The 20,538-nt window shown below is 44.7% G+C and carries 19 protein-coding genes and 1 pseudogene; 7 read left to right on the forward strand and 13 right to left on the reverse strand.

Going from position 1 to position 20,538, the window contains the following annotated elements:
- Nucleotides 1-172 precede the first annotated feature (172 nt).
- Both FTV13_RS02940 and ovoA read left to right on the forward strand, forming a co-directional pair.
- A complete protein-coding gene (locus FTV13_RS02940) occupies nt 173-1,042 on the forward strand; it encodes a LysR family transcriptional regulator (RefSeq protein WP_004781845.1) in 870 nt (289 codons plus the stop codon).
- A gap of 217 nt (nt 1,043-1,259) precedes the next feature.
- Nucleotides 1,260-3,383: a 5-histidylcysteine sulfoxide synthase gene (gene ovoA, locus FTV13_RS02945; RefSeq protein WP_257218446.1), complete on the forward strand. Its 2,124-nt coding sequence runs from the start codon at nt 1,260-1,262 to the stop codon at nt 3,381-3,383.
- 43 nt (nt 3,384-3,426) lie between these two features.
- On the opposite strand, the gene FTV13_RS02950 is transcribed toward ovoA, so the two are convergent.
- Both FTV13_RS02950 and FTV13_RS02955 read right to left on the reverse strand, forming a co-directional pair.
- Nucleotides 3,427-3,678, reverse strand: coding sequence for a DUF2789 domain-containing protein (locus FTV13_RS02950; protein WP_005232362.1), 252 nt, complete (start codon nt 3,676-3,678; stop codon nt 3,427-3,429).
- Between the two features lie 156 nt (nt 3,679-3,834).
- Nucleotides 3,835-4,485, reverse strand: coding sequence for an HAD family phosphatase (locus FTV13_RS02955; protein ID WP_180010949.1), 651 nt, complete (start codon nt 4,483-4,485; stop codon nt 3,835-3,837).
- Nucleotides 4,486-4,667: 182 nt separating this feature from the next.
- On the opposite strand from FTV13_RS02955, the gene FTV13_RS02960 reads away from it, so the two are divergent.
- From FTV13_RS02960 to FTV13_RS02970, 3 genes are all read left to right on the forward strand, one after another.
- Nucleotides 4,668-5,150 carry an RNA pyrophosphohydrolase gene (locus tag FTV13_RS02960; RefSeq protein WP_004781838.1) on the forward strand — a complete coding sequence of 161 codons (483 nt, stop codon included), beginning with the start codon at nt 4,668-4,670 and terminating at the stop codon, nt 5,148-5,150.
- A gap of 91 nt (nt 5,151-5,241) precedes the next feature.
- Complete coding sequence (gene ptsP, locus FTV13_RS02965; RefSeq protein ID WP_034702391.1) at nt 5,242-7,539, forward strand: phosphoenolpyruvate--protein phosphotransferase; 2,298 nt, start codon at nt 5,242-5,244, stop codon at nt 7,537-7,539.
- A gap of 42 nt (nt 7,540-7,581) precedes the next feature.
- The gene (locus FTV13_RS02970) at nt 7,582-8,082 is read left to right on the forward strand and encodes a hypothetical protein (protein WP_166138117.1); all 501 of its coding nucleotides are present in this window, start codon (nt 7,582-7,584) and stop codon (nt 8,080-8,082) included.
- Here FTV13_RS02970 and FTV13_RS02975 read toward each other — a convergent pair.
- On the reverse strand, nt 8,079-8,255 hold the full coding sequence (locus FTV13_RS02975) for a hypothetical protein (protein WP_004781833.1): 177 nt from the start codon (nt 8,253-8,255) through the stop codon (nt 8,079-8,081). The genes FTV13_RS02970 and FTV13_RS02975 overlap by 4 nt on opposite strands.
- A 637-nt stretch (nt 8,256-8,892) precedes the next feature.
- Between FTV13_RS02975 and FTV13_RS02980 the strand changes: the two genes are divergently transcribed.
- Nucleotides 8,893-10,413 (forward strand): catalase, encoded by a 1,521-nt coding sequence (locus FTV13_RS02980; protein WP_180010952.1) that lies wholly within the window; start codon nt 8,893-8,895, stop codon nt 10,411-10,413.
- 144 nt (nt 10,414-10,557) lie between these two features.
- On the opposite strand, the pseudogene FTV13_RS02985 reads toward FTV13_RS02980, so the two are convergent.
- The 3 genes and pseudogenes from FTV13_RS02985 to FTV13_RS02995 all read right to left on the reverse strand — a co-directional run.
- Nucleotides 10,558-10,677: pseudogene (locus FTV13_RS02985) on the reverse strand (catalase-peroxidase 2); the annotation flags it as partial.
- Between the two features lie 84 nt (nt 10,678-10,761).
- Complete coding sequence (locus tag FTV13_RS02990) at nt 10,762-11,817, reverse strand: MBL fold metallo-hydrolase (protein WP_034704696.1); 1,056 nt, start codon at nt 11,815-11,817, stop codon at nt 10,762-10,764.
- Between the two features lie 411 nt (nt 11,818-12,228).
- Nucleotides 12,229-13,167: a cation diffusion facilitator family transporter gene (locus FTV13_RS02995; RefSeq protein WP_180010954.1), complete on the reverse strand. Its 939-nt coding sequence runs from the start codon at nt 13,165-13,167 to the stop codon at nt 12,229-12,231.
- Between the two features lie 138 nt (nt 13,168-13,305).
- Between FTV13_RS02995 and FTV13_RS03000 the strand changes: the two genes are divergently transcribed.
- A complete protein-coding gene (locus tag FTV13_RS03000) occupies nt 13,306-13,737 on the forward strand; it encodes a GNAT family N-acetyltransferase (RefSeq protein ID WP_373684918.1) in 432 nt (143 codons plus the stop codon).
- A gap of 53 nt (nt 13,738-13,790) precedes the next feature.
- Here FTV13_RS03000 and FTV13_RS03005 read toward each other — a convergent pair whose 3' ends face one another.
- From FTV13_RS03005 to hcaE, 7 genes are all read right to left on the reverse strand, one after another.
- A complete protein-coding gene (locus FTV13_RS03005; protein WP_125279397.1) occupies nt 13,791-14,699 on the reverse strand; it encodes a DMT family transporter in 909 nt (302 codons plus the stop codon).
- A 346-nt stretch (nt 14,700-15,045) separates the two neighbouring features.
- Nucleotides 15,046-16,275 (reverse strand): 3-phenylpropionate/cinnamic acid dioxygenase ferredoxin--NAD(+) reductase subunit, encoded by a 1,230-nt coding sequence (gene hcaD / locus FTV13_RS03010; RefSeq protein ID WP_180010956.1) that lies wholly within the window; start codon nt 16,273-16,275, stop codon nt 15,046-15,048.
- 4 nt (nt 16,276-16,279) lie between these two features.
- Nucleotides 16,280-17,245: a 3-carboxyethylcatechol 2,3-dioxygenase gene (locus FTV13_RS03015; RefSeq protein ID WP_004781819.1), complete on the reverse strand. Its 966-nt coding sequence runs from the start codon at nt 17,243-17,245 to the stop codon at nt 16,280-16,282.
- A gap of 67 nt (nt 17,246-17,312) precedes the next feature.
- Nucleotides 17,313-18,128, reverse strand: a complete 816-nt coding sequence (gene hcaB, locus FTV13_RS03020) for a 3-phenylpropionate-dihydrodiol/cinnamic acid-dihydrodiol dehydrogenase (RefSeq protein WP_004781818.1) — start codon at nt 18,126-18,128, stop codon at nt 17,313-17,315.
- A gap of 2 nt (nt 18,129-18,130) precedes the next feature.
- On the reverse strand, nt 18,131-18,457 hold the full coding sequence (gene hcaC, locus FTV13_RS03025) for a 3-phenylpropionate/cinnamic acid dioxygenase ferredoxin subunit (protein ID WP_004781817.1): 327 nt from the start codon (nt 18,455-18,457) through the stop codon (nt 18,131-18,133).
- Nucleotides 18,457-18,975 (reverse strand): 3-phenylpropionate/cinnamic acid dioxygenase subunit beta, encoded by a 519-nt coding sequence (hcaF, locus tag FTV13_RS03030; RefSeq protein ID WP_004781816.1) that lies wholly within the window; start codon nt 18,973-18,975, stop codon nt 18,457-18,459. The genes hcaC and hcaF overlap by 1 nt, the downstream gene beginning before the upstream one ends.
- Nucleotides 18,972-20,339, reverse strand: coding sequence for a 3-phenylpropionate/cinnamic acid dioxygenase subunit alpha (hcaE, locus tag FTV13_RS03035; protein WP_004781815.1), 1,368 nt, complete (start codon nt 20,337-20,339; stop codon nt 18,972-18,974). Before hcaE ends, hcaF begins: the two co-directional genes overlap by 4 nt.
- Nucleotides 20,340-20,538: the final 199 nt, after the last annotated feature.

A 20,538-nucleotide genomic window follows, 5' to 3' on the forward strand; every position in this document is an offset into this window, starting at 1 on the left:
TTCCTCTTTGAGCCACCTACCCTCGGTGGCTTTTTTTATGACATAAAATAAAACATTTAAAAATGTGTATTAATTCAACATTAAACCAATAGTTCTATATTTTTACTTTGATTTATTCTTAAATTATTACAATAATAAACTTAAGCATAAAAAAACTTTATAGGTGATCAAGATGAATCTCGCAGCTTTTGAAGCCTTTGTAAAAGTCATGGAAACAGGTTCGATTTCTTTGGCTGCAGATCAGCTTTTTATTACCCAACCGGCTGTGACCAAACGTATTCACAGTCTGGAAGAATATTTTGGGGTGAAATTATTTGAATCTGCGGGCCGTGGTGTTCAGGCCACTCATGCGGCACATTCCCTGCTGCCTAAGGTAAAAAACTGGCTGAACGAATTGGGTGATATTCACTACACCCTGAGTCATGAACAAGGTCAGGTCCAAGGCAAACTGAAAATTGGCACCAGCCATCATATTGGCCTGCATCATTTACCGAGCCATCTGCGTGAATATGTACAGCAATATCCAAATGTGACGCTAGATGTACATTTTGTAGATTCTGAACAGGCGCATGAACAGGTCATTGCTGGTGATCTGGAACTGGCTTTCCTGACCTTGCCACCGCATGGTGATGAACGCCTAAAATATGTCACTATCTGGAATGATCCTCTGGTTTTTGTGGTCGCACCATTCCATCCACTGGCTCAGCAAAAAAACCTGTCTCTTGAAGATCTGGTGAATTACCCAAGCCTGCTGCCTTCTGCGCAGACCTATACTACGCAGATTACGATGGCCGAGTTTGAAAAGCAGGGCATCAAGCCGAAAACGACCATGAGCAATAACCCGCTTGAATCCATCCGGATGCTGGTTTCGATTGGTTTAGGCTGGTCAGTCTTGCCCAAAACCCTGGTCAACCATGACCTGCAAGAACTGGATCTGAATCTGGAAATGAACCGTCAGCTCGGTATGGTCTGGCATCCGGGTCGTACTCAATCGAAGGCGGCTGAAGCATTGGTTCAACTGATGCAAGGCCCGTCAATTTAAAATTAATTTTCACATTTCTCTGCTGCATCGATATCGATGCAGCATTTTGTTACCTAAATACATCGCATCAGTTGCTTCCTTTCAAGTACTTTTAAAAGTATCAAATTCATTTTCCTGAAGATGAAAAATTAAAACGTATTCAAGGAAGCACAGAATGCAGATCAAATCTTCTGATTCCAAAACTTTATTATCTTCTTCTCATGACCTGCTCGAAGAAATGGGTTTATGGAAACCGCTTAAACCAACGCTACACCCGACTCCCAACCTTGATTTTGAAGATGAACCGACAGCGCGTGCCGTATTACGTGATTATTTTCTAAATACCTTTGACACCTATGAGCAACTGTTTGACTGTCTGAAAAATGAAGAAGCCTTTTATGACAAACCGATTGCCTTACGTCATCCACTGATCTTTTATTTTGGTCATACTGCCACTTTTTTTATCAATAAGCTGTTGCTGGCTCAACTGATCCCGGAACGTTTAAATCCGCATCTGGAAAGTATCTTCGCGATTGGTGTAGATGAAATGAGCTGGGATGATCTGGATGAACAGAACTATCACTGGCCTAGCATTCAGGCGGTACGTGATTACCGGCATCAGGTGCGTGCCCTGGTCTTGAAAGTGATAGAACATGCGCCGCTACAACTTCCATTGAACTGGCACAATCCCTGGTGGACCATCATCATGGGCATTGAGCATGAACGGATTCATCTGGAAACCTCTTCAGTTTTAATTCGCCAGCATCAGTTACGTTATGTACAGAATCATCCGCAGTGGCGTGCCAATGTCATTACCGGTATTGCGCCTGAAAATAGTCTGGTAAAGGTACCGGCAGGTCAGGTCAATTTACATAAAAATTTCGAACATGCTTTTTATGGCTGGGACAATGAATACGGCCACCATCATGCCGAAATTGCAGAATTCGAAGCCTCTAAATATCTGGTGTCCAATCAGGAGTTTTTAGCCTTTGTTGAAGCAGAAGGTTATCAGACAGCTGACTACTGGACTGAAGAGGGCCAGCAATGGTTAGCATTTTCTCAAGCCACACATCCTACCTTCTGGGTCAAAACGGAACTGGGTTGGTCCTTAAGACTGATGCTGGAAGAAGTTCCAATGCCTTGGGACTGGCCAGTCGAAGTGAATTATCATGAAGCCAAAGCTTTCTGTAACTGGAAATCAACACAGACCGGAGAATCCATTCGTCTGCCCACTGAGGATGAATGGTATCGATTGTATGCAGTTTCAGGACTGGATCCAAAATTACCAAGTCCTGAGCAAGCCAATATTGAATTAAAATATGGCCCTAACTCTTTTCCGGTGGATCATTTTCAGCATGGCGATTTTTATGATGTTCAGGGCAATGTCTGGCAATGGACCGAGACCCCGATTTATCCTTTCGAAGGCTTTCAAGTCCATCCTTTCTATGATGATTTTAGTACCCCGACCTTCGATGGCCAACATCATCTGATTAAAGGCGGTTCCTGGATTTCAGCTGGCAATGAAGCCCTGCACAGTTCACGCTATGCGTTCCGGCGACATTTTTTCCAGCATGCCGGTTTTCGCTATGTTGCCGCGGAAGAGACATCACCGCAGTTTCACTCTCAATATGAAAGCGATCAGCTGATTTCCCAATATCTGGAATTCCAGTATGGGGCGGAATATTTTGCTGTTCCAAACTTTGCCCAAAGCCTCATTCAACTGGCCCGTCCTTATTTTCAAAACATTCCATGCTATAAAGCGCTGGATATCGGGTGTGCAACCGGGCGCGCCAGCTTTGAACTGGCTCAGGATTTTGATCAGGTCACAGGTCTGGATTTTTCAGCCCGTTTTATTCAGCAAGGTGTGGTGCTGGCCCAAGGCGAAACCCTGCGCTATAGCATTCCTGTTGAGGGCGAACTGGTGGAATATAAATCCTGCTCACTGGCAGAACTTGAACTTGAACAGGTTGCCAATAAGGTCGAGTTTTATCAGGCCGATGCCTGCAATATGAAACCGCAATTCAAAGATTATGATTTCATTCTGGCAGCCAACCTGATTGATCGTCTGCATCATCCTAAAGCTTTTCTAAGTGAAATTCATAATCGCCTGAATATGGGCGGCATCCTGATGCTGGCCTCGCCTTATACCTGGCTGGAAGAACATACAGCACGCAGTGAATGGATCGGCGGATTTAAGCAGGCGGGAGAAAACCTGAGTACCTTAGAGGGCATCAAAGCTTTACTCAGCCCACATTTTGAAATGCTGGACGAACCTGTGGATGTGCCTTTTGTGATCCGAGAAACAGCGCGTAAATATCAACATACCCTGTCCCAAATAACTTTATGGAAAAGGGTACGATAATTCCAAAATAAAAAAGCCAATCAGTTGATTGGCTTTTTGTTCACTACTCAATTCCGCTAGTGGCATCCTCATGCAGAGATTCATTGAGCTGATCCACCACAATGGCCCATTCTCCATCTGAAGCAATTTTTTCAGCCAGGAACTGGCGCTGTGCATCTGACCAATACGGCGCCTCCATCAGGTTTACATCTTTGGGTAATTGATGCTCATGAATAAATTGGGCAATCCCTTCTGCACTCGAATCCAGACCTAACTGTGCAAATAGATGAGTCATACGTGGTCTAACTTGGGTCATTTTCATTACCTCAGCGCTTGCTATCGTTATTGTCGACTTGCTTTATTTATTCTGAGCATAGCATGTTTATTCAGCAACGGGCATGTCAAAAAGTACCCTATTCTGCTTATAAAAAAGCACAACCGAAGTTGTGCCTGATTAAATCAAAAGAATTGCTTAAATCGACCAGTCCTGAATTTCCCAGCCCTGTTCTTTGGCCAATGCTTCCAGACGATCATCCGGATTTACGGCAATGGCATGATCGGCATATTCCAGCAGAAAACGGTCATTGATTGAATCTGAATAGGCCCAAGACTCGCTCACGTCACGACCTGCCAGCCATTGTTCCAGACGGGTCAGTTTACCTTGTTGATAGCAGGCAATATTGGTCACCTTACCGGTATATTTACCATCAACGACTTCAGCATTGGTGGCAATAATTTCAGTAATCCCAAACTCACGGAAAATCGGTGCAGTAATAAAGTCCGAAGTTGCAGTAATGCCTACAATTTCATGCCCTGCATCTTTATGGCGCTGAATCGCTTTAAAACCTTCCAGACGCATCTGGGGGCGAATGACTTTTTGCATGAACAGTTGATGTAATTCGGTCAGATAATCATGGTCATGTTGGGTCAAAAACTGGAACACAAATTCATTATAGGCATAGGGATCCAGTTGACCCTTTTTATAGTCCTCATAGAACTTGTCATTCATGGCGCGGTGATGAACGGGATCCACCAGGCCTTCATTGACCAGGAATTCCCCCCAGGAATGATCCGAATCGGTGTTTAACAGGGTGTGATCGAGATCAAATAGCGCCAATTTCATGAAAATACTCGTAAAAACTGAAATTTAAGAAAAAAATTGTAAATCTATCTCCGCTAGTCGATAGAAATTCGTTAAGATCATAGCAATTTTAACATTTTTAAACTTTGCTTTTTTTCGAGTTGGATAAAGAAATAATATTCCCCGAAAGCAAAGGCATAAATTAAACAATTTTAGGTAGCCAAATGATCGACTCAGAAGGTTTCCGACCGAATGTCGGGATCATTTTGGCAAACGATGCTGGACAGGTTTTATGGGCAAAACGCATTGGTCATAATGCATGGCAATTTCCACAAGGAGGTATCCAATATGGAGAAACCCCTGAGCAGGCACTTTATCGTGAGCTGAGAGAAGAAGTTGGCTTACTGCCTGAACACGTCCAGATTATCGCGCAGACCAAAGGATGGTTGCGTTATCGTTTGCCGTATCGATACATTCGCACGGATTCAGATCCGGTATGTATCGGTCAAAAACAGAAGTGGTTTTTACTCAAACTGACGGCGCCCGTACAGAACATTCAACTTGATCTGTCCGATCCGCCCGAATTTGATCAATGGCAATGGGTCAGTTACTGGTATCCATTAGGCCAAGTGGTGAATTTTAAACGCGATGTTTATCGCAAGGCCATGATTGAACTCTGTCAGCAATTACCACAACAAAAACCTTAAAAAAATCGCGTGCATGTGCAGATTTTTTGCTCGGCTATTGTTATAAATAAACTAAATTACCGGACTTCTAAAAAAATACGGAGCAGCTCCCATGTCGAATATGCAACTGGATACCCTGAGACGCATTGTCCAAGAGATTAATGCGTCTGCCAGTTTGCATGAATCACTCGATATTATGGTCAATCAGGTGGCCGAGGCCATGCATGTGGATGTCTGCTCCATTTATCTGCTCGATGAACGCAACCAGCGCTATCTGTTGATGGCATCTAAAGGCCTGAAGCCTGAAGCTGTCGGTCATGTGTCTCTACATACCGGTGAAGGTCTGGTTGGTCTGGTGGGTCAGCGTGAGGAAATCGTTAACCTCGACAATGCCCCTAAGCATGATCGTTTCCTGTATTTACCGGAAACGGGCGAAGAAATTTATAATTCCTTTCTGGGCGTTCCGGTCATGTACCGCCGTAAGGTCATGGGCGTACTGGTGGTCCAAAATAAAGAATCCCAGGATTTTAGTGAAGCGGCTGAATCGTTCCTGGTTACGCTATGTGCCCAGCTTTCGGGCGTAATCGCTCACGCCCATGCAGTCGGCAATATTGATGTATTCCGCAAGCCAAATAATTTACCGGCATATAAAACCTTCCAGGGCGTATCGGGTTCTGGCGGTATTGCACTCGGCCGTGCCATTGTGCTTTATCCACCTGCAGATCTGGGCGCTGTTCCGGATCGTGAAGCGGATGATATTAGCGAAGAACTGGCTTTGCTGGATAATGCCTTAAATTCGGTACGTGAAGAAATTCAGTTCCTGGATGACAAGATGCAGGATGCGCTGATGGCCGAAGAACGTGCTTTGTTCAGTGTGTTCCTGCGTATGCTGGATGAAAATGCGCTACCATCGGAGATTAAAGCACTGATTCGTGATGGCCACTGGGCGCAAGGTGCGGTTCGGATCGTAATTGATAACCATGTGGCGCAGTTTGCCCAGATGGAAGATGATTACCTGCGTGAACGTGTCGCTGATCTGAAAGATCTGGGTCGCCGTATTCTGGCCAAGTTGCAGGAAGCCGATGAAAGCCATCGCGAACTGACCGATGAAAGCATCCTGATTGGTGAAGAAATTTCAACGGCTGCACTGGTAGAATTGCCTGTCGATAAGATTGCAGCGATTGTCACCACTGAAGGTGCCATGAATTCACATATGGTGATTGTGGCACGCGCACTCGGTATTCCGACTGTCGTGGGTGTGACTGAACTGCCAATCAATACCCTGGATGACGTCGAGATGATTGTCGATGCGCATCAGGGCCGTATCTTTATCAATCCACCACGTCGTCTGCGTACCCGCTATAAAGAAATTCAGAAAGAAGAAGAACAGATTGCCAAAGATCTACGTCAATACGAGACCAAAGATGCAATTACGCCAGATGGTACCGCTGTACGTCTGTTTGTAAATACCGGCCTGATGATTGATGTGGTTCGTGGTGTACAGCGTGGTGCCAAAGGTGTTGGCCTATACCGTTCGGAAATCCCGTTCATGCTACGTGACCGCTTCCCGGGCGAAGAGGAACAGCGAGCCATTTACCGGCAGCAACTGAGTCACTTTGCCAATAAACCGGTAGTCATGCGAACGCTGGATATTGGTGCAGATAAAGACCTGCCATATTTCTCGATTGAGGAAGAAAATTCAGCATTGGGCTGGCGCGGAATTCGTTTCACGCTGGATCATCCTGAAATCTTTTCTTCACAGATTCGCGCCATGCTAAAAGCCAGTATTGGCCTGAACAATCTGCATATCCTGTTGCCGATGGTGACCAGTGTCAGTGAAGTTGAAGAAGCACTGTATCTGTTAGAGCGTGATCATTATGCCGTTCAGGAAGAAGAGCAGGTCAAAATTACCAAACCGCAAATCGGAATTATGGTCGAAGTACCAAGCGTACTGCATCAGATTGATGAATTTTCTGAACTGGTCGATTTCTTCTCGGTCGGTTCTAACGATTTGACCCAATATTTACTTGCTGTAGACCGGAATAATCCACGTGTGGCCAATGTCTATTCACACTTACATCCAGCGATCCTGCGTGCCCTGACCCGTCTGGTAGAGGATTGTCACCGTAATAACAAACCGATCAGTATCTGTGGTGAAATGGCCGGTGATCCTCTATCGGCCGTACTATTAATGGCCATGGGATTCAATACCCTGTCCATGAGTTCTAGCAATATTTTGAGAGTCCGAAAAACGATTTGTCATGTACCGATGCCTGATGCACAGGAATTACTCAAACATGTACTAAAACTGGACAATCCACTCATGGTAAAAAGCTGGATGGAGCATTATTTTAGAACACATGGTTTAGGAGATATGGTGAAATCCACCACCCGTATGGTCAGCGCTTAAGGAGGAACTTTTCCAGGTTCCTCTGCATCTGTCGAGGTACTTATGGAATTTGTGCTTATCCTGCTTATGCTGGCTGCAGCGTTTTATTTTATTATTGTTGCACCGGCCTTACGTTCGCAAAAATCCAGATATACATCTTCTCGTGGTCGTAATAACACAAGTACCAGTCATCAGTATATCCGTGAAACTGAACGTCCTAAAGCCTGTCCCTTATGGGGAATTGAAATTTCTCGTACCCAGCAACGGCGTTTAGGCAAGAATGATCCATCGGTCATTGCGGCAAAACTGTATCGGCAACAGCTAGGAAAATTTGCCAGTTTTCAGCAAACCCGGCCTATGGCTGATGCTGATCCAAATAGATCTTCGAGTTCTGCGACCCTGCCCCGTTTTTTTCAAAATATGTTTCCCGAAGAAGCTTCTTCAACCACCCGGCGGACTTCACCGCATTCTTCGAAAAGAAATTCATCTTTTCACTATACCCTCCAGAATCCCTTAAAGTCAGCTCCTGTCCAAAGCAGATCCACTTCTTCCTGGCCGCCCTAAGCCGCCCATAAAAAAGGGCGATCATCTTGTTGATATCGCCCTTGTTTGTGCTTGGTATAACCACGTTTTGCATTTTTCTTCCGGTCTACAAAAACCTGGCTTTTATTGACTTCATGCATATGTTTGGCCACGAAGTTTGGCATGACTGCCTCTACAGCTTTTTTCTTTGCCATCTTGCTCTCTGTTTAATTTGGACTAAGGAAATGATCCGCTCGGGATGTGAAATGATTATAAGGGCGACTGGCCAATTTTCAAGCAGATCAGGACTTAAATATTTTCCAGAAAATAGATAATTTGGTAGATATTCTTGCTGTAAAAATCAGAAAATTGTGAGCAAGAGAATGCTGATTTAACTACCTGTTTAATCCTTGAATTTTAATCCTTAAATCTTTCTATTTAAAAAATATTTATAAAATTAATAACTTAATAAATATTTAATAAAACCTAATGAAATCTAAAAGAGATATTGAAGCATTTTTCTGACTTAGAGAAGACATCTTAAATTCTGATTTTCTTACTTAATCATTTTAAACTGAGTGAAAAATTTGCATATTTTAACATTGTCACATTTCTAGAAATATCTTATGTTCAAATTAGATTATTTATTTTCAATGACTTAATTTTTATTCATTTAGGCAGTATTTTCTGAAGTTACAGAAAAACCAAACTTATTGCCAAAACACCCAATTCAACAACTCACTTAATTAAAAATCTGTTGGAAATAAAGCCCCTAATGTTATTCCTGCGCTTATAGATGATTTTTTTGAATGCTGGAATAACGAATAAAATTCTCAACGCTTGGAGAGAAATATGAGCCAAGATATGAAAAAGTGCCCTGTCACCCATCTGACTACTGAAGCTGGCGCACCTGTAGTCGACAACCAGAACAGTATGACGGCAGGTAGCCGTGGCCCATTGCTGGCCCAAGATTTATGGCTGAATGAAAAACTGGCTAACTTTGTTCGTGAAGTGATTCCTGAGCGCCGTATGCACGCAAAAGGTTCAGGTGCATTTGGTACCTTTACCGTAACCAATGACATTACTGAATATACCCGTGCAAAAATTTTCTCGGAAGTCGGTAAAAAAACCGAACTCTTTGCCCGTTTTTCGACCGTCGCCGGTGAACGCGGTGCAGCTGATGCAGAACGTGACATTCGTGGTTTTGCCCTGAAATTCTATACCGAAGAAGGGAACTGGGACCTAGTCGGTAACAATACACCGGTATTCTTCCTGCGTGATCCACGTAAATTTCCTGACTTAAACAAAGCAGTAAAACGTGATCCGAAAACCAATAAACGTAGCGCCACCAATAACTGGGATTTCTGGACTTTATTGCCGGAAGCACTACATCAAGTTACCATCGTAATGTCCGATCGTGGGATTCCGGCTGGTTACCGTCATATGCACGGTTTCGGTAGCCATACCTACAGTTTTATTAATGCCCAAAATGAACGCTTCTGGGTAAAATTCCATATGCGTACCCAGCAAGGCATCAAAAACCTGACTGATGCTGAGGCAGCAGAGCTAATTGCTAAAGACCGTGAAAGCAGTCAAACCGACCTGTTTGATGCAATCGAACGTGGCGATTATCCGAAATGGAAAATGTACGTTCAGATCATGCCTGAAACAGATGCCGAGAAAGTGCCTTATCACCCGTTTGACCTGACCAAAGTCTGGCCGAAAGGCGATTATCCACTAATTGAAGTAGGTGAATTCGAACTCAACCGTAATCCGGAAAACTATTTCCAGGACGTAGAACAAGCCGCTTTTGCGCCAAGCAATCTGGTACCAGGTATCAGCTATTCACCGGATCGCATGCTACAGGCACGTTTGGTCAATTATGCTGATGCAGCGCGTTACCGTGTAGGTGTGAATCATGCCCAGATTCCGGTCAATGCCGCACGTTGCCCGGTACATTCAAATCACCGTGATGGTTTGGGCCGTATGGATGGCAACTATGGTTCATTGCCGCATTATGAGCCGAACAGTTTCAGCCAGTGGCAGGAACAGCCAGAATTCAGAGAGCCCCCCCTCAAAATCACGGGTGATGCAGATTTCTGGGATTATCACAAAGATGATAATGACTACTTCAGCCAGCCACGTGCCCTGTTCAACCTGATGAATGATGAGCAGAAACAGGCTCTATTTAATAATACCGCAGCCGCAATGGGTGATGCGCTTGATTTCATCAAGTACCGTCATATCCGTAACTGTTATGCCTGTGATCCCGCCTATGGTGAAGGTATTGCTCAAGCTCTTGGGATGAGCGTAGCTGATGCCCAGATGGCTCGAGCAACTGATCCAGCTAAAGGCCTACCAAGCTTTCTCTAAGTTTTTTAGCTTGAACTGAGCGAATAAAAAACCACCCGAGGGTGGTTTTTTTATTGGTGTTAAATTAAAGCATTAGGAATATGAATTGCAGTTCATTTCAGGTCATGTGTTTGACGGTCACGGATTTCAAAAAGGTTCTTCTACCGGTACCCAGATCTTTTTCATATCCATCAGATTCACGAAGAAATCATTGCTCAACATACCCACCCGATCAGTCAGTATGCCATGCTTGTTTCCACCACGATTGGCACCTGTACCCTTCAGCATAGGATTTAATCCTATACAAATGAGAGCTACTCTATATGCTAGCTAACGACTCAATCGTTATACAGGAGTGATCTTAAGCCCTTAGACAATAATCCGTTTGCCTTCACGAATACAGTAAAACGGGTTAATCAGCTTGGATGAATGCTGGATAATATGCTGCAGTTCATTTTCAGGCTGGTCACGTGCTTCATCAGTGAGCTGGAAGGTCCGATAATGAATTGCCATTGAACAACGTGCCATTAAGTCCTGATGGGCATGGAAAGCATCTTCCGGATTCATGTGAATATTGCGCATCAGTTCACGTGGTTCATAGGCACCGATCGGCAACAGCGCAATTCGTGGTGGCCCAAGGCGTTTACGAATTTCCTTGAAATGCGGCGCATAGCCGCTATCCCCAGCAAAATAGCAATGATCCTTGCCATTCAATAAGGAAAAACCGCCCCATAATGCGCAGTTCTGGTCACGCATTCCACGTCCTGAAGCGTGCTGTGCTGGCGAATAGACAATCTGGATATCTTCAAAAAATGCATTTTCCCACCAGTCCATTTCAATGACATTATAGTCTTTAGGCAGGTACCAGCCATTACCAAGGCCGGTATAGATCGGCATTTGATAGGTCTGATGCAGCCAGGCCAAGGTCGCCAGATCCATATGATCATAATGGTTATGGCTGAGCAATACGGCATCAATATGCGGCAGCTCATCCAGGGCAATGCCAGCAGGAATGACGCGCTGTGGCCCTCGGGATGCAGAAGGACTGGCATATTCACACCAGACCGGATCAGTCAGAAAATTATACGGCCCGATCTGGATCAGAGCGGTAGCATGCCCAATAAACCAGATTTGCCAGTCATCTAAAGTGGCTTCCGGCCGATTTTGTGGTAAAGCACGCGGACGTGAAAAAAACTCGGCACGTTCCTGTTCCAGATTTACTTCCCAAGTTCTGGATTTTCTGGTGAATAACCATTTATACAAGTCAAAGCGACTCTGCTCGAGCGAATGATGCTCCAGATTCTTAAACCGCTCACCATCAAAATGATCGGAATGTAGATAATCAAATACTGGCTTGGACCAGAGATGTTTCCAACTGGACTCAGTCTCAAGCTGAAATTTTTTAGTCTTGAAAAGATCTTGCATAAATATCCACTATTTATTATTTGTTATATGCAAGACAGCATCCACCTGGAATTTTCAAACGGAGCATCTCTTTAAATCGCATACAAACTTATATACTTCGGTATTTCAGCATAGTATGAAATACGTGCCCAAGATTCATTTATGTTTTTGTTATTTTTAGCAAAACATCGAGCCCATGGAAAGACTAAAACCGATGAAAAGCTTCTAAAAAAATGAATACTCGAGATCAAGTTTGTGTCCATTCTTCTTTCTAAAAAGACAGGAGAATGATCGATATTCATCCGATAATTCTCACTCCATACCTGACTGTACATGATTTCATGACCTAAATTTTTATCCCGTATTCATGTAATCACGCTTGATGCCCTCCTGACTATCCGACGAAAGTTATCTGCTGAAATCTTCACTTCCTCAAATACGACCTTGGGTCCGTTCCAGCCATACCGCTTTGGTTTGAGGTTTCACAAACAGAGTAATAATTTCAGGGTGTAGCTGTTTGATCTGCGCTTCAATCCGGTTGACGCAAGCTTCGATTTCATCAGAAGTAAGATCATCTTTAAATTCCAGACTTAAGGAGGCAATCACCTGATGCGCGCCCATCTGCTCGGTGAGTACACCATTGGCGCTATAGACCGCAGCATCCTGCTGAGCAATGTTAAGTACATTTTCACGCAGTCTAGGATCTGCTGTTTCTCCCAGTAATAGGCCTTTGGTTTCACGTCCCAGTAACCAGGCTGATACCGCCAATACAACACCAATCAGAATAGAGGCGGCACCATCCAGCTCAGGAATATTCAGTTGATGAGCCAGGAAAATCCCGGTCAAGGCAATAAACAGACCGATCAATGCAGCTGTATCTTCAAATAACACGGTAAAGGTGGTCGGATCTTTGCTGCGTCTAAAGGCTTCAAAATAGCCCATTTTCCCTTTCATTTTTCGGAATGTTTTCAATGCGACAAACCATGAAAAACCTTCACATAGAATGGCAATACCGAGCACCACGTAGTTGATCATCGGATCCTGCATTTCTTCAGGATGAATAATGTGCTGGATGCCCTGATAGATCGACACAATGGCACCCAGTGCAAAGACCATCAAGGCCACGATAAAGGCCCAGAAGTACAGTTCACGTCCATAGCCGAAAGGATGCAAGGCATCAGGGCGCTGCTCAGCCTTTTTCATACCATACAGCAGCAGAATTTCATTCAGTGTATCAACAACCGAGTGAATCGCCTCACTCAGCATGGCAGAACTGTTGGTGATATAGGCTGCGACAAATTTCACCAGCGCGATTGCCAGATTACCAAACAGCGCTGCATATACCACAATTTTATTCGATTCAGACGACATTCAAATTTGTCCTAATTTTTTTCTCAAACAGATGGATCTATTTGATTTTTCATTTTATCTCTTTGCATCTTAATAAACTGCTGCGATAAATTGTTTATTGTTTTGTTGTTCTCATTTTTAATCGGAATCTTCATAGCTGTGATTGTCCATACTTCTGCCGATCGGCATCCTCAGCTCCTAGAACTGTGGGAGCAGTCCGTCCGGGCTTCGCATCACTTCCTGAATAACGAGCAGGTCCTGAAGATCCGTCAGCAGATTATTGATCATAATTATTTCACCCACGTGCAATTGTTCCATGTGGAACATCAGCAGCAGATTCTGGGTTTTATGGGCATTGCAGGCAACAAACTGGAAATGCTGTTTGTCTCTCCTGCGGCATTTAGAAAAGGCATAGGCAGCCAGTTATTACAACATGCGCTTGCTCTAGGTGTGACTGAAGTCGATGTGAATGAGCAGAATCCTGATGCGACTGCTTTCTATTTAAAACATGGTTTCGAGATGATCAGCCGTTCAGAAACCGATGCTGAAGGTAATCCCTACCCAATTCTGCATCTAAAACTGCAAAAATAAAAAAGGAAGCCAAAGCTTCCTTTTAGGTCTGAATTTAACTTGAACAATCTATTTTAAGATTTAGAAAAATACTGCTCGCGCCATTCTTTCCAGAAGTACATCACGATCCCGAACATCACCACGGCAATTCCGGCAAAGGCATGACTGCTGATCACTTCGTTATTCAGGGTTGCACCGAGAATCAGGGCAATGATTGGCGTCATTACATTACTGAGGGATACGGTGGATGCGGCTAAACGGCGAATCAGCCAGAAGTAACAGAGCATCGCCACAATCGAAGACAGGATCATGGTAAAACCAAAGCCGAATAGCGCCTGCATACTTGGCATTTGTGTTGGGAAAGATTGCCAGATAAATGGAATGATTAGTAATGATCCCAATGAGGAAACAATCAAAGAACCCGTTGCTTGTGACATTGGTTTTAACGGTGCATTGATCTGCTTCACCCAGAAAATCGAGCTGATATAAGACACCATGCTAATCAGCATTAGCACCACACCCCACGGATTCACTTTACTATCTGCTGACTCCGCAAAGACAAAACTTAAACCACCGACGGCAACTGCCATACCGAGCCATTGCAGCCAGATCAGACGGTTGGTTTTCAGGATGACATGCCCGATCAGACCTGCAACCAGTGGTGAGAAACCGAAAATTAAGGCCATTAAGCCAGAGGTCAAATAATTCGCAGCCAGGTAGATAAATAACTGCGCGCCGATCAAGTTCAGGCTACCTGCTACATAGCTCATCATGGAGGTTCGATCAAATGGCAATGGATTACGCATGGCAGCCAAGATCGCCAACGCCAGCAGAGAAGCGCCGAAATAACGGATGATCAGCACCCACATCGGGTGCACTTCCTGCACGCTCCAGACAATCGCCAGTGGCGTTGCTGCCCAGATCAGCACCAGCAAGGCATAAATACTTGCCGTCACCAGCATGGGAGATGAATTTGAATTCATAAAAGACTCAATTAAATTTTTTTAGAAAGAATTGAACTAACTTCTCGTTCAAATCCACAATCGACAATACTGATGGTGGCAGGGATGCCGCTCGAGCTTTTGGGATACAGGGAAGTAGCCTCAAATGCTCAAAAGATTTTTGTTACCTTGCGCCATATATGGCTCATCTTTTAAAAGTAAAAGCACCTACTCTATAACTTATATAAGTAGAATCAAAATTGGAGGTCATGATAACTGCTCATCACAATCAAGTCCCTACATCTTTCAATATTTTTTAATACTCATAAAAAAGCAGACCCAAGTTGCCCAAGGTCTGCCCTTTTGTAAACTTATCAATAAAACAAAGTTATTTCACAAGTTTACGAAGATCCTGGCTGAGATCTAAATATTTATCTGCTTCAAACGCTGCATTCTTGCTGATCAGCTTTTTCAGGTGACGCATTTCTTTTGCCGCATTTACCGTAATACCGCCGACAATAACGCCATCAGTCACACCAAACATCACGAATGATGATTCAGCGCGAAGCTCTGGATTGATTTCACCACGAACTTGCCATTCAGCAGCCGCCATGTCACCTACGAACTGATAATTGATGTCCAACTGATCTGTCCAGAACCATGCCGGGTTAGGTGTCGGATGCTCAACGCCCATCACATGACGTGCAAAGATCCCTGCTTGCAGGTTGGCATTTTCCCAAGTTTCGACACGACGGTGGTTACCGCAATTACGAAGTTGAGTTGCCACATCACCTGCTGCATAGATGTCTGCATTTGAAGTCTGGCAGTTTTCATTTACTTTAATCGCGAAATCAACATCCAGGCCAGCTTCTACAGCCAATTGTGCATTTGGCACGATACCAATACCATAAACTACAGCATCAGCGCGAAGTTCTTCACCACCCTCAAGGGTAATCACCACTTCTTCACCATCCAGTTTGCAATCTGCAATTTTGGTTTCCAGACGAACGTCGATCCCTGCCAAACGTTGTTGTTCAAGCAGGAATTCGCTCAGGATACGAGGTGAACAGCGGCCCATCACCATAGGACCCATTTCGATCACAGTTACCTGACACTCTTTGAAACGTGCTGAAGAAGCCAGTTCCAGACCGATCACGCCACCACCAATCAGGACAATACGACGGCCTGATTGCAATACTGGAACCAGTGCTTGTGAATCTTCTAGGTTACGTAGCGTATAAACATGTTTACCCAGCGCATCGAAGTTCGACAGACGACGAGCTGCGCCGCCTGTAGCAAGCAACAGTTTGTCATAAGCAACAACGTCACCATTTTGAAGTTCAACCGTTTTCGCTTCAGCGTTGATTTTTTTCACGCCATTGCCACGAATGGTTTCTACACCAAGTTCCGCCAGTTTTTCTTCTGACAGGATTTCAATCTTGGTCTCTTCAGGTTTTAGAATCACGTCTTTAGACAGTGGTGGACGCTCATAAGGAAGATGCGTTTCATCACCGATCAGAATGATTTTACCTTCGTATTTGTTGCCACGAAGTTCTAAAATCGCGCTTGCACCTGCCTGGCCAGCACCTACAATTACGATGGTTTCGATGTTGCTCATGTCTTTAACCTTTTAACTCTGCAGATACGATGCCGAAGCCCGCAATCCATTCACTGATTTCTTCATAACAGTGCGTTGTCATTTCGTACTCGCCCATTTCGCTTAAAGCAGCAAATGCCGCCATCCACGAACGGACTTCCTGACCACCACGGCCACCATCACGGCGGATTTCAGCTTCAGTCATGGCTTCTAGTGCAGCGAAGTCGGCATTCTTGAATTTTTCAAGCAATGCGATATCCCATTCAGCATTCAGAGGAACTGCAACAGAGGTATCGCCCGCTGCCAGTTTTTGTCCCACTGCAATAATTTTTGACTGACGCGCGTTACGTGCTTCAGGTGTCGGGTTACGACCTGCAATCAGGAACTCTTCCACTTCTGGTGGTACAGAACCCATTTGCGGAGTTGGTGGATCGTGTGACAGACCACCTGTACCTAGGACAAGTACACGCTCATTTTCAAGGTTCAGAGATTTGATGAACTGACCTACAGCACGGCCTAAAGCGATGGTACGCTTCGTGGTTGGCATTGGTGCTGCAGCGCCATTAATGAAAATTGGAATCGTTGGATAACGATCAAGTTTGCCGTCGCACAGGAAGTGCAATGGCTGAGTCACACCATGGTCAGCTTGCATACGGTAAGAATACGCAACGTCCACGCCCTCATCGAGTACACGCCGCACTAAGCCCAGTGCTTTGTCTTCAGGTACATCAATGTGTGCATTGTCTTTACCATAGTCCCAGTCACCTGCAGCAGTCGCGCGAATGCCCACACAGAAGCTCGGCATCAGGTCATAGAAGAAACCATTGAAATGGTCAGGACCAAAGGTAATGATCAGGGTTGGGTCGTAAGCTTTTACTTCAGCAGACAGTTTTTCAAACGCTTCACGAACAGCCTGTTCTTTGCGTTTTTCCTGCGGTGAAGCAAATTCCATTAAAGGACTGTGCGATGCACAAATAAGTTTAACGGCCATGAGAGACTCCTTAAAAGGAAGGCAGCCTTAGAACAGGCTGCCGAAAAGTCCATTTCAGACTAGATTTTTATTCGTCAAAGAAACCGGCACGTGGCTGACGTAGACCACGAATACCCAGACCGCATTCTGCATTGATCAGAACACCAGTCAAAGGACGGTTATTTTGACGAGATGCCAAGAGCACATATGAACCAGTCATATCTTCCGGCTCAGGTAAGAAATTCAGTGGCATGCCACGGGCGATTTTCTCAGGATCACGTGCATCGAGCAGGCCAAGATTTTCCTGACCCAAAGATGCAGCACCTTTGATATTCACATTCATACCTGATGGCGCAACGGCATTGACTCGGACTTTAGGTGCAAGTTCATAAGCCAGTTCTTTCATAATGCCTACACCGGCATGTTTTGATGCAGTGTAAACCGGACCGCCACCTGCAGAATACAATGCAGAATTTGACAGTGTGAAAATGATCGAACCTTCAGATTTCACGAGCTCATCAAGTGCAGCTTTGGCACCCAAGATCAGAGATTTGGTATTAATCCCCATAATCTCATCAAAGGCTTTTTCCAGCTGCTCACCTGAAGTATTGACGATATCGGCATAGTGATCCCAGATACCGGCATTACCCACGAAACAGTCGAGTTTACCGTAACGCTCTACAGTCGCTTTAACAGCGCGGACGTTGTCTTCATAGCTGGCCACATCACCTGCGATTGCCAGCACGCGATCACCAAAATGTGCATTCAGTGCATCGACTTTAGACTGTGAACGTTGAAGAACGGCCACTTGTGCACCCTCTTCCAGGAAACGTTCTACCAGTGCCCAACCGAGACCTGAACCACCACCAGTGATCAGTGCAACTTCGCCTTGTAGCCAACCCATGATTACTCTCCTGCCATCTCTACGTATAACGCACCATCTTCAAGTACAACTGGGAATGTTTGAATTGGGTCAGTTGCTGGTAAGCAAAGTGCCTGACCTGTTTTCAAACAGAAGCGAGCTGCGTGAAGTGGACATTCCACTGTACCGTCGTCTTCAAGGTAGCCTTCAGACATAGAAGCATTACCGTGTGAACAGCGGTCGTTCATTGCGAAGAATTCGCCACCGTTGTTGAATACTGCAAGCGCTTCGATACCGTTTACGCCGCAATCCACTTTTAACGCTTCGCCTTCGTCTAATTCGTCAACTTGGCAAACAAAAATCTTATTCATTAGAAGAACACACTCAGGTTATGTGAGTTATAGGTAACTTGGTCAAGCGTGATCTTACGGTTGAAGATCTGGAAGCCCAGGCCGCCTTCAACTTTGCGGATCTTGTCATGACGTTTACCACAGTAAATCGTAACGTCTTTCTCTTTCTGGGTACGGTACAGTAGGTATGTCACGTATACATCGTATTCGCCTTCAACTTCAGTCGGCTCAACAATCACGTTGCTCACCATGTGAGTGGTACGTGATGGAGGCTCTTCAGCCCAAGCCATACCAGTTTCCAGACGTGCAACACGACGTTCCAGAAGATCTTTCGTATCGTTGAATACCCAGGTAGTAGGTGGTTCAACTGAACGACGACGGTCACGCGTTTGAGCGTTTGGTGTAGTACGTAGCGTGTAAGAAATATCTTCAGCTAGCGTGTCTAACCACTCGCGGAATTTCCAGTCATCAAGAAGCTTGGCTTCTTGATACAGGAACTGACTAATTTGGTGATGAAGTTCTAAACTGATTTGACTCATTTCATAAGCTCCTTCTCATATTCGTCAGCCGCAGCTTCAACGTCTTCCCATTTTTCATGAATCAATAAATCTGCCCAACGGCGGTACATACCACGTGCTGCAGTTTCAGAGAAAATATAGTTAGTGATACCCGGGATACCATCTTCACGTACTTTCTCGTTACCTTTACCCATTTCCATAATGAGTTTGTTTTGACGCGCTTTGTAACCACGTAAAACTTTTTGGATTTCGATCCAGTTTTCAGAGTCATCTTGCTCCAGGAAGCCTGCAGGACCGAAGGCACGAGTTGCAGAACGTTCAAATGCTGCTTGTACATCTTCTGGTGCGTCCGCATCACAGATACAGAATGCCCAAACTTCAGTTTTGTTTGGACCACGTGGGTGCCATACACGAAGAGTCGCAGTACCGTTCAACCAAGACAATGTAGGGAACATGGTGTTGTGACCCGCTAAACGAAGCGCACGAGTTTCACCTAGGCGTTCTTTCACTTCTTCGTAAGTTTCACGGAAGTAGTTCGCTACTTCACCGTCAACCCATACGTTTGCATCTGGTTTCTCTGTGAAGAAGAAGCCTGAACCGTGACCACGTGAACCGTATTGGATCGCGTCTTTCGCAGTTTCCCAAACTGGACGAGCAGTTTGTGCAGCACCTAATTTCTTAGAAGATTCGTCGTCTGGTTTCGCACCAAGCACCTGAATTGCAGATGCGTGAGAGAACAACGCGTGATATTGGTCAGATGCGAACTGTTCAGCTGCAAATTTCCAGTTACACTCGATTTCCCATTTGTGTACACCACCCACAATCACAGTACCGCCTTCACGACGATCTACAACGCCGTCCAGGTACCAAGCGATATCGCCCATGTATTCTTCTAGATCTGGAGTCGTTTCATCCCAGCATCCGAAAATCAGGCCTTTGTATGATTTAACACGGTTAACTTCTACCAGACCCCATTGCTCTTTACATGCACCATGTGGGTAAGCACGATCTTCAAGCGGGATGTCTTTTAGAGAACCATCAATACCGTATGACCAGCCGTGGTATGGGCAAGTGAACGCACGTGTATTACCACAGTCTGCGAAGCTTACGCGCATAGAACGGTGACGGCATTGGTTTAAGAATGCTTTGATTGAGCCATCTTTTTGGCGTGCCACGATGATTGGATCTTCACCCATGTAGGTATTGAAGAAATCGCCAGCCTTAGGAATTTGGCTTTCATGGCAAAGGAATAACCATGTACGACCGAAGACACGTTCAAGTTCTAATTCGTAAATGTCAGGATCTGTATAGATAGATGGCGTGATACGTCCATTTTGTGCATCGACTAAAGCGTCGATTTCGCGCACATCAATTTTTCCACTCATGAAAAGCTCTCCTGTGACCAGTTATGGCACAAAGTAATAGACTCAACTTTTCAACGATGATGGATTTTAGGGCGGTTTTGGGGAAATATTTTTTTTGTTTCAATTAATAGTTTTAAGCAATTATTCTAGGCGTGTATTTTTATATTAAAACACTAATCAATCCCTCCAAAGCATTTACTTTCTAAATGACAAAATAATC

This window comes from Acinetobacter sp. YH12235 (assembly GCF_013417705.1).
In the GTDB taxonomy this organism is placed as follows: Bacteria; Pseudomonadota; Gammaproteobacteria; order Pseudomonadales; family Moraxellaceae; genus Acinetobacter.

Coding starts and splice junctions, on each gene's coding strand:
- ptsP (WP_034702391.1), top strand. CDS start 5,242: ATGTCGAATATGCAACTGGATACCCTGAGACGCATTGTCCAAGAGATT.
- FTV13_RS03005 (WP_125279397.1), bottom strand. CDS start 14,699: ATGAATTCAAATTCATCTCCCATGCTGGTGACGGCAAGTATTTATGCC.
- FTV13_RS02975 (WP_004781833.1), bottom strand. CDS start 8,255: ATGGCAAAGAAAAAAGCTGTAGAGGCAGTCATGCCAAACTTCGTGGCC.
- FTV13_RS02950 (WP_005232362.1), bottom strand. CDS start 3,678: ATGACCCAAGTTAGACCACGTATGACTCATCTATTTGCACAGTTAGGT.
- ovoA (WP_257218446.1), top strand. CDS start 1,260: ATGGGTTTATGGAAACCGCTTAAACCAACGCTACACCCGACTCCCAAC.
- FTV13_RS02970 (WP_166138117.1), top strand. CDS start 7,582: ATGGAATTTGTGCTTATCCTGCTTATGCTGGCTGCAGCGTTTTATTTT.
- hcaE (WP_004781815.1), bottom strand. CDS start 20,339: ATGAGTGGAAAAATTGATGTGCGCGAAATCGACGCTTTAGTCGATGCA.
- FTV13_RS02995 (WP_180010954.1), bottom strand. CDS start 13,167: ATGTCGTCTGAATCGAATAAAATTGTGGTATATGCAGCGCTGTTTGGT.
- FTV13_RS02990 (WP_034704696.1), bottom strand. CDS start 11,817: ATGCAAGATCTTTTCAAGACTAAAAAATTTCAGCTTGAGACTGAGTCC.
- FTV13_RS02940 (WP_004781845.1), top strand. CDS start 173: ATGAATCTCGCAGCTTTTGAAGCCTTTGTAAAAGTCATGGAAACAGGT.
- FTV13_RS02980 (WP_180010952.1), top strand. CDS start 8,893: ATGAGCCAAGATATGAAAAAGTGCCCTGTCACCCATCTGACTACTGAA.
- hcaD (WP_180010956.1), bottom strand. CDS start 16,275: ATGAGCAACATCGAAACCATCGTAATTGTAGGTGCTGGCCAGGCAGGT.
- FTV13_RS02955 (WP_180010949.1), bottom strand. CDS start 4,485: ATGAAATTGGCGCTATTTGATCTCGATCACACCCTGTTAAACACCGAT.
- FTV13_RS02960 (WP_004781838.1), top strand. CDS start 4,668: ATGATCGACTCAGAAGGTTTCCGACCGAATGTCGGGATCATTTTGGCA.
- hcaF (WP_004781816.1), bottom strand. CDS start 18,975: ATGAGTCAAATCAGTTTAGAACTTCATCACCAAATTAGTCAGTTCCTG.
- FTV13_RS03015 (WP_004781819.1), bottom strand. CDS start 17,245: ATGGCCGTTAAACTTATTTGTGCATCGCACAGTCCTTTAATGGAATTT.
- hcaC (WP_004781817.1), bottom strand. CDS start 18,457: ATGAATAAGATTTTTGTTTGCCAAGTTGACGAATTAGACGAAGGCGAA.
- hcaB (WP_004781818.1), bottom strand. CDS start 18,128: ATGGGTTGGCTACAAGGCGAAGTTGCACTGATCACTGGTGGTGGTTCA.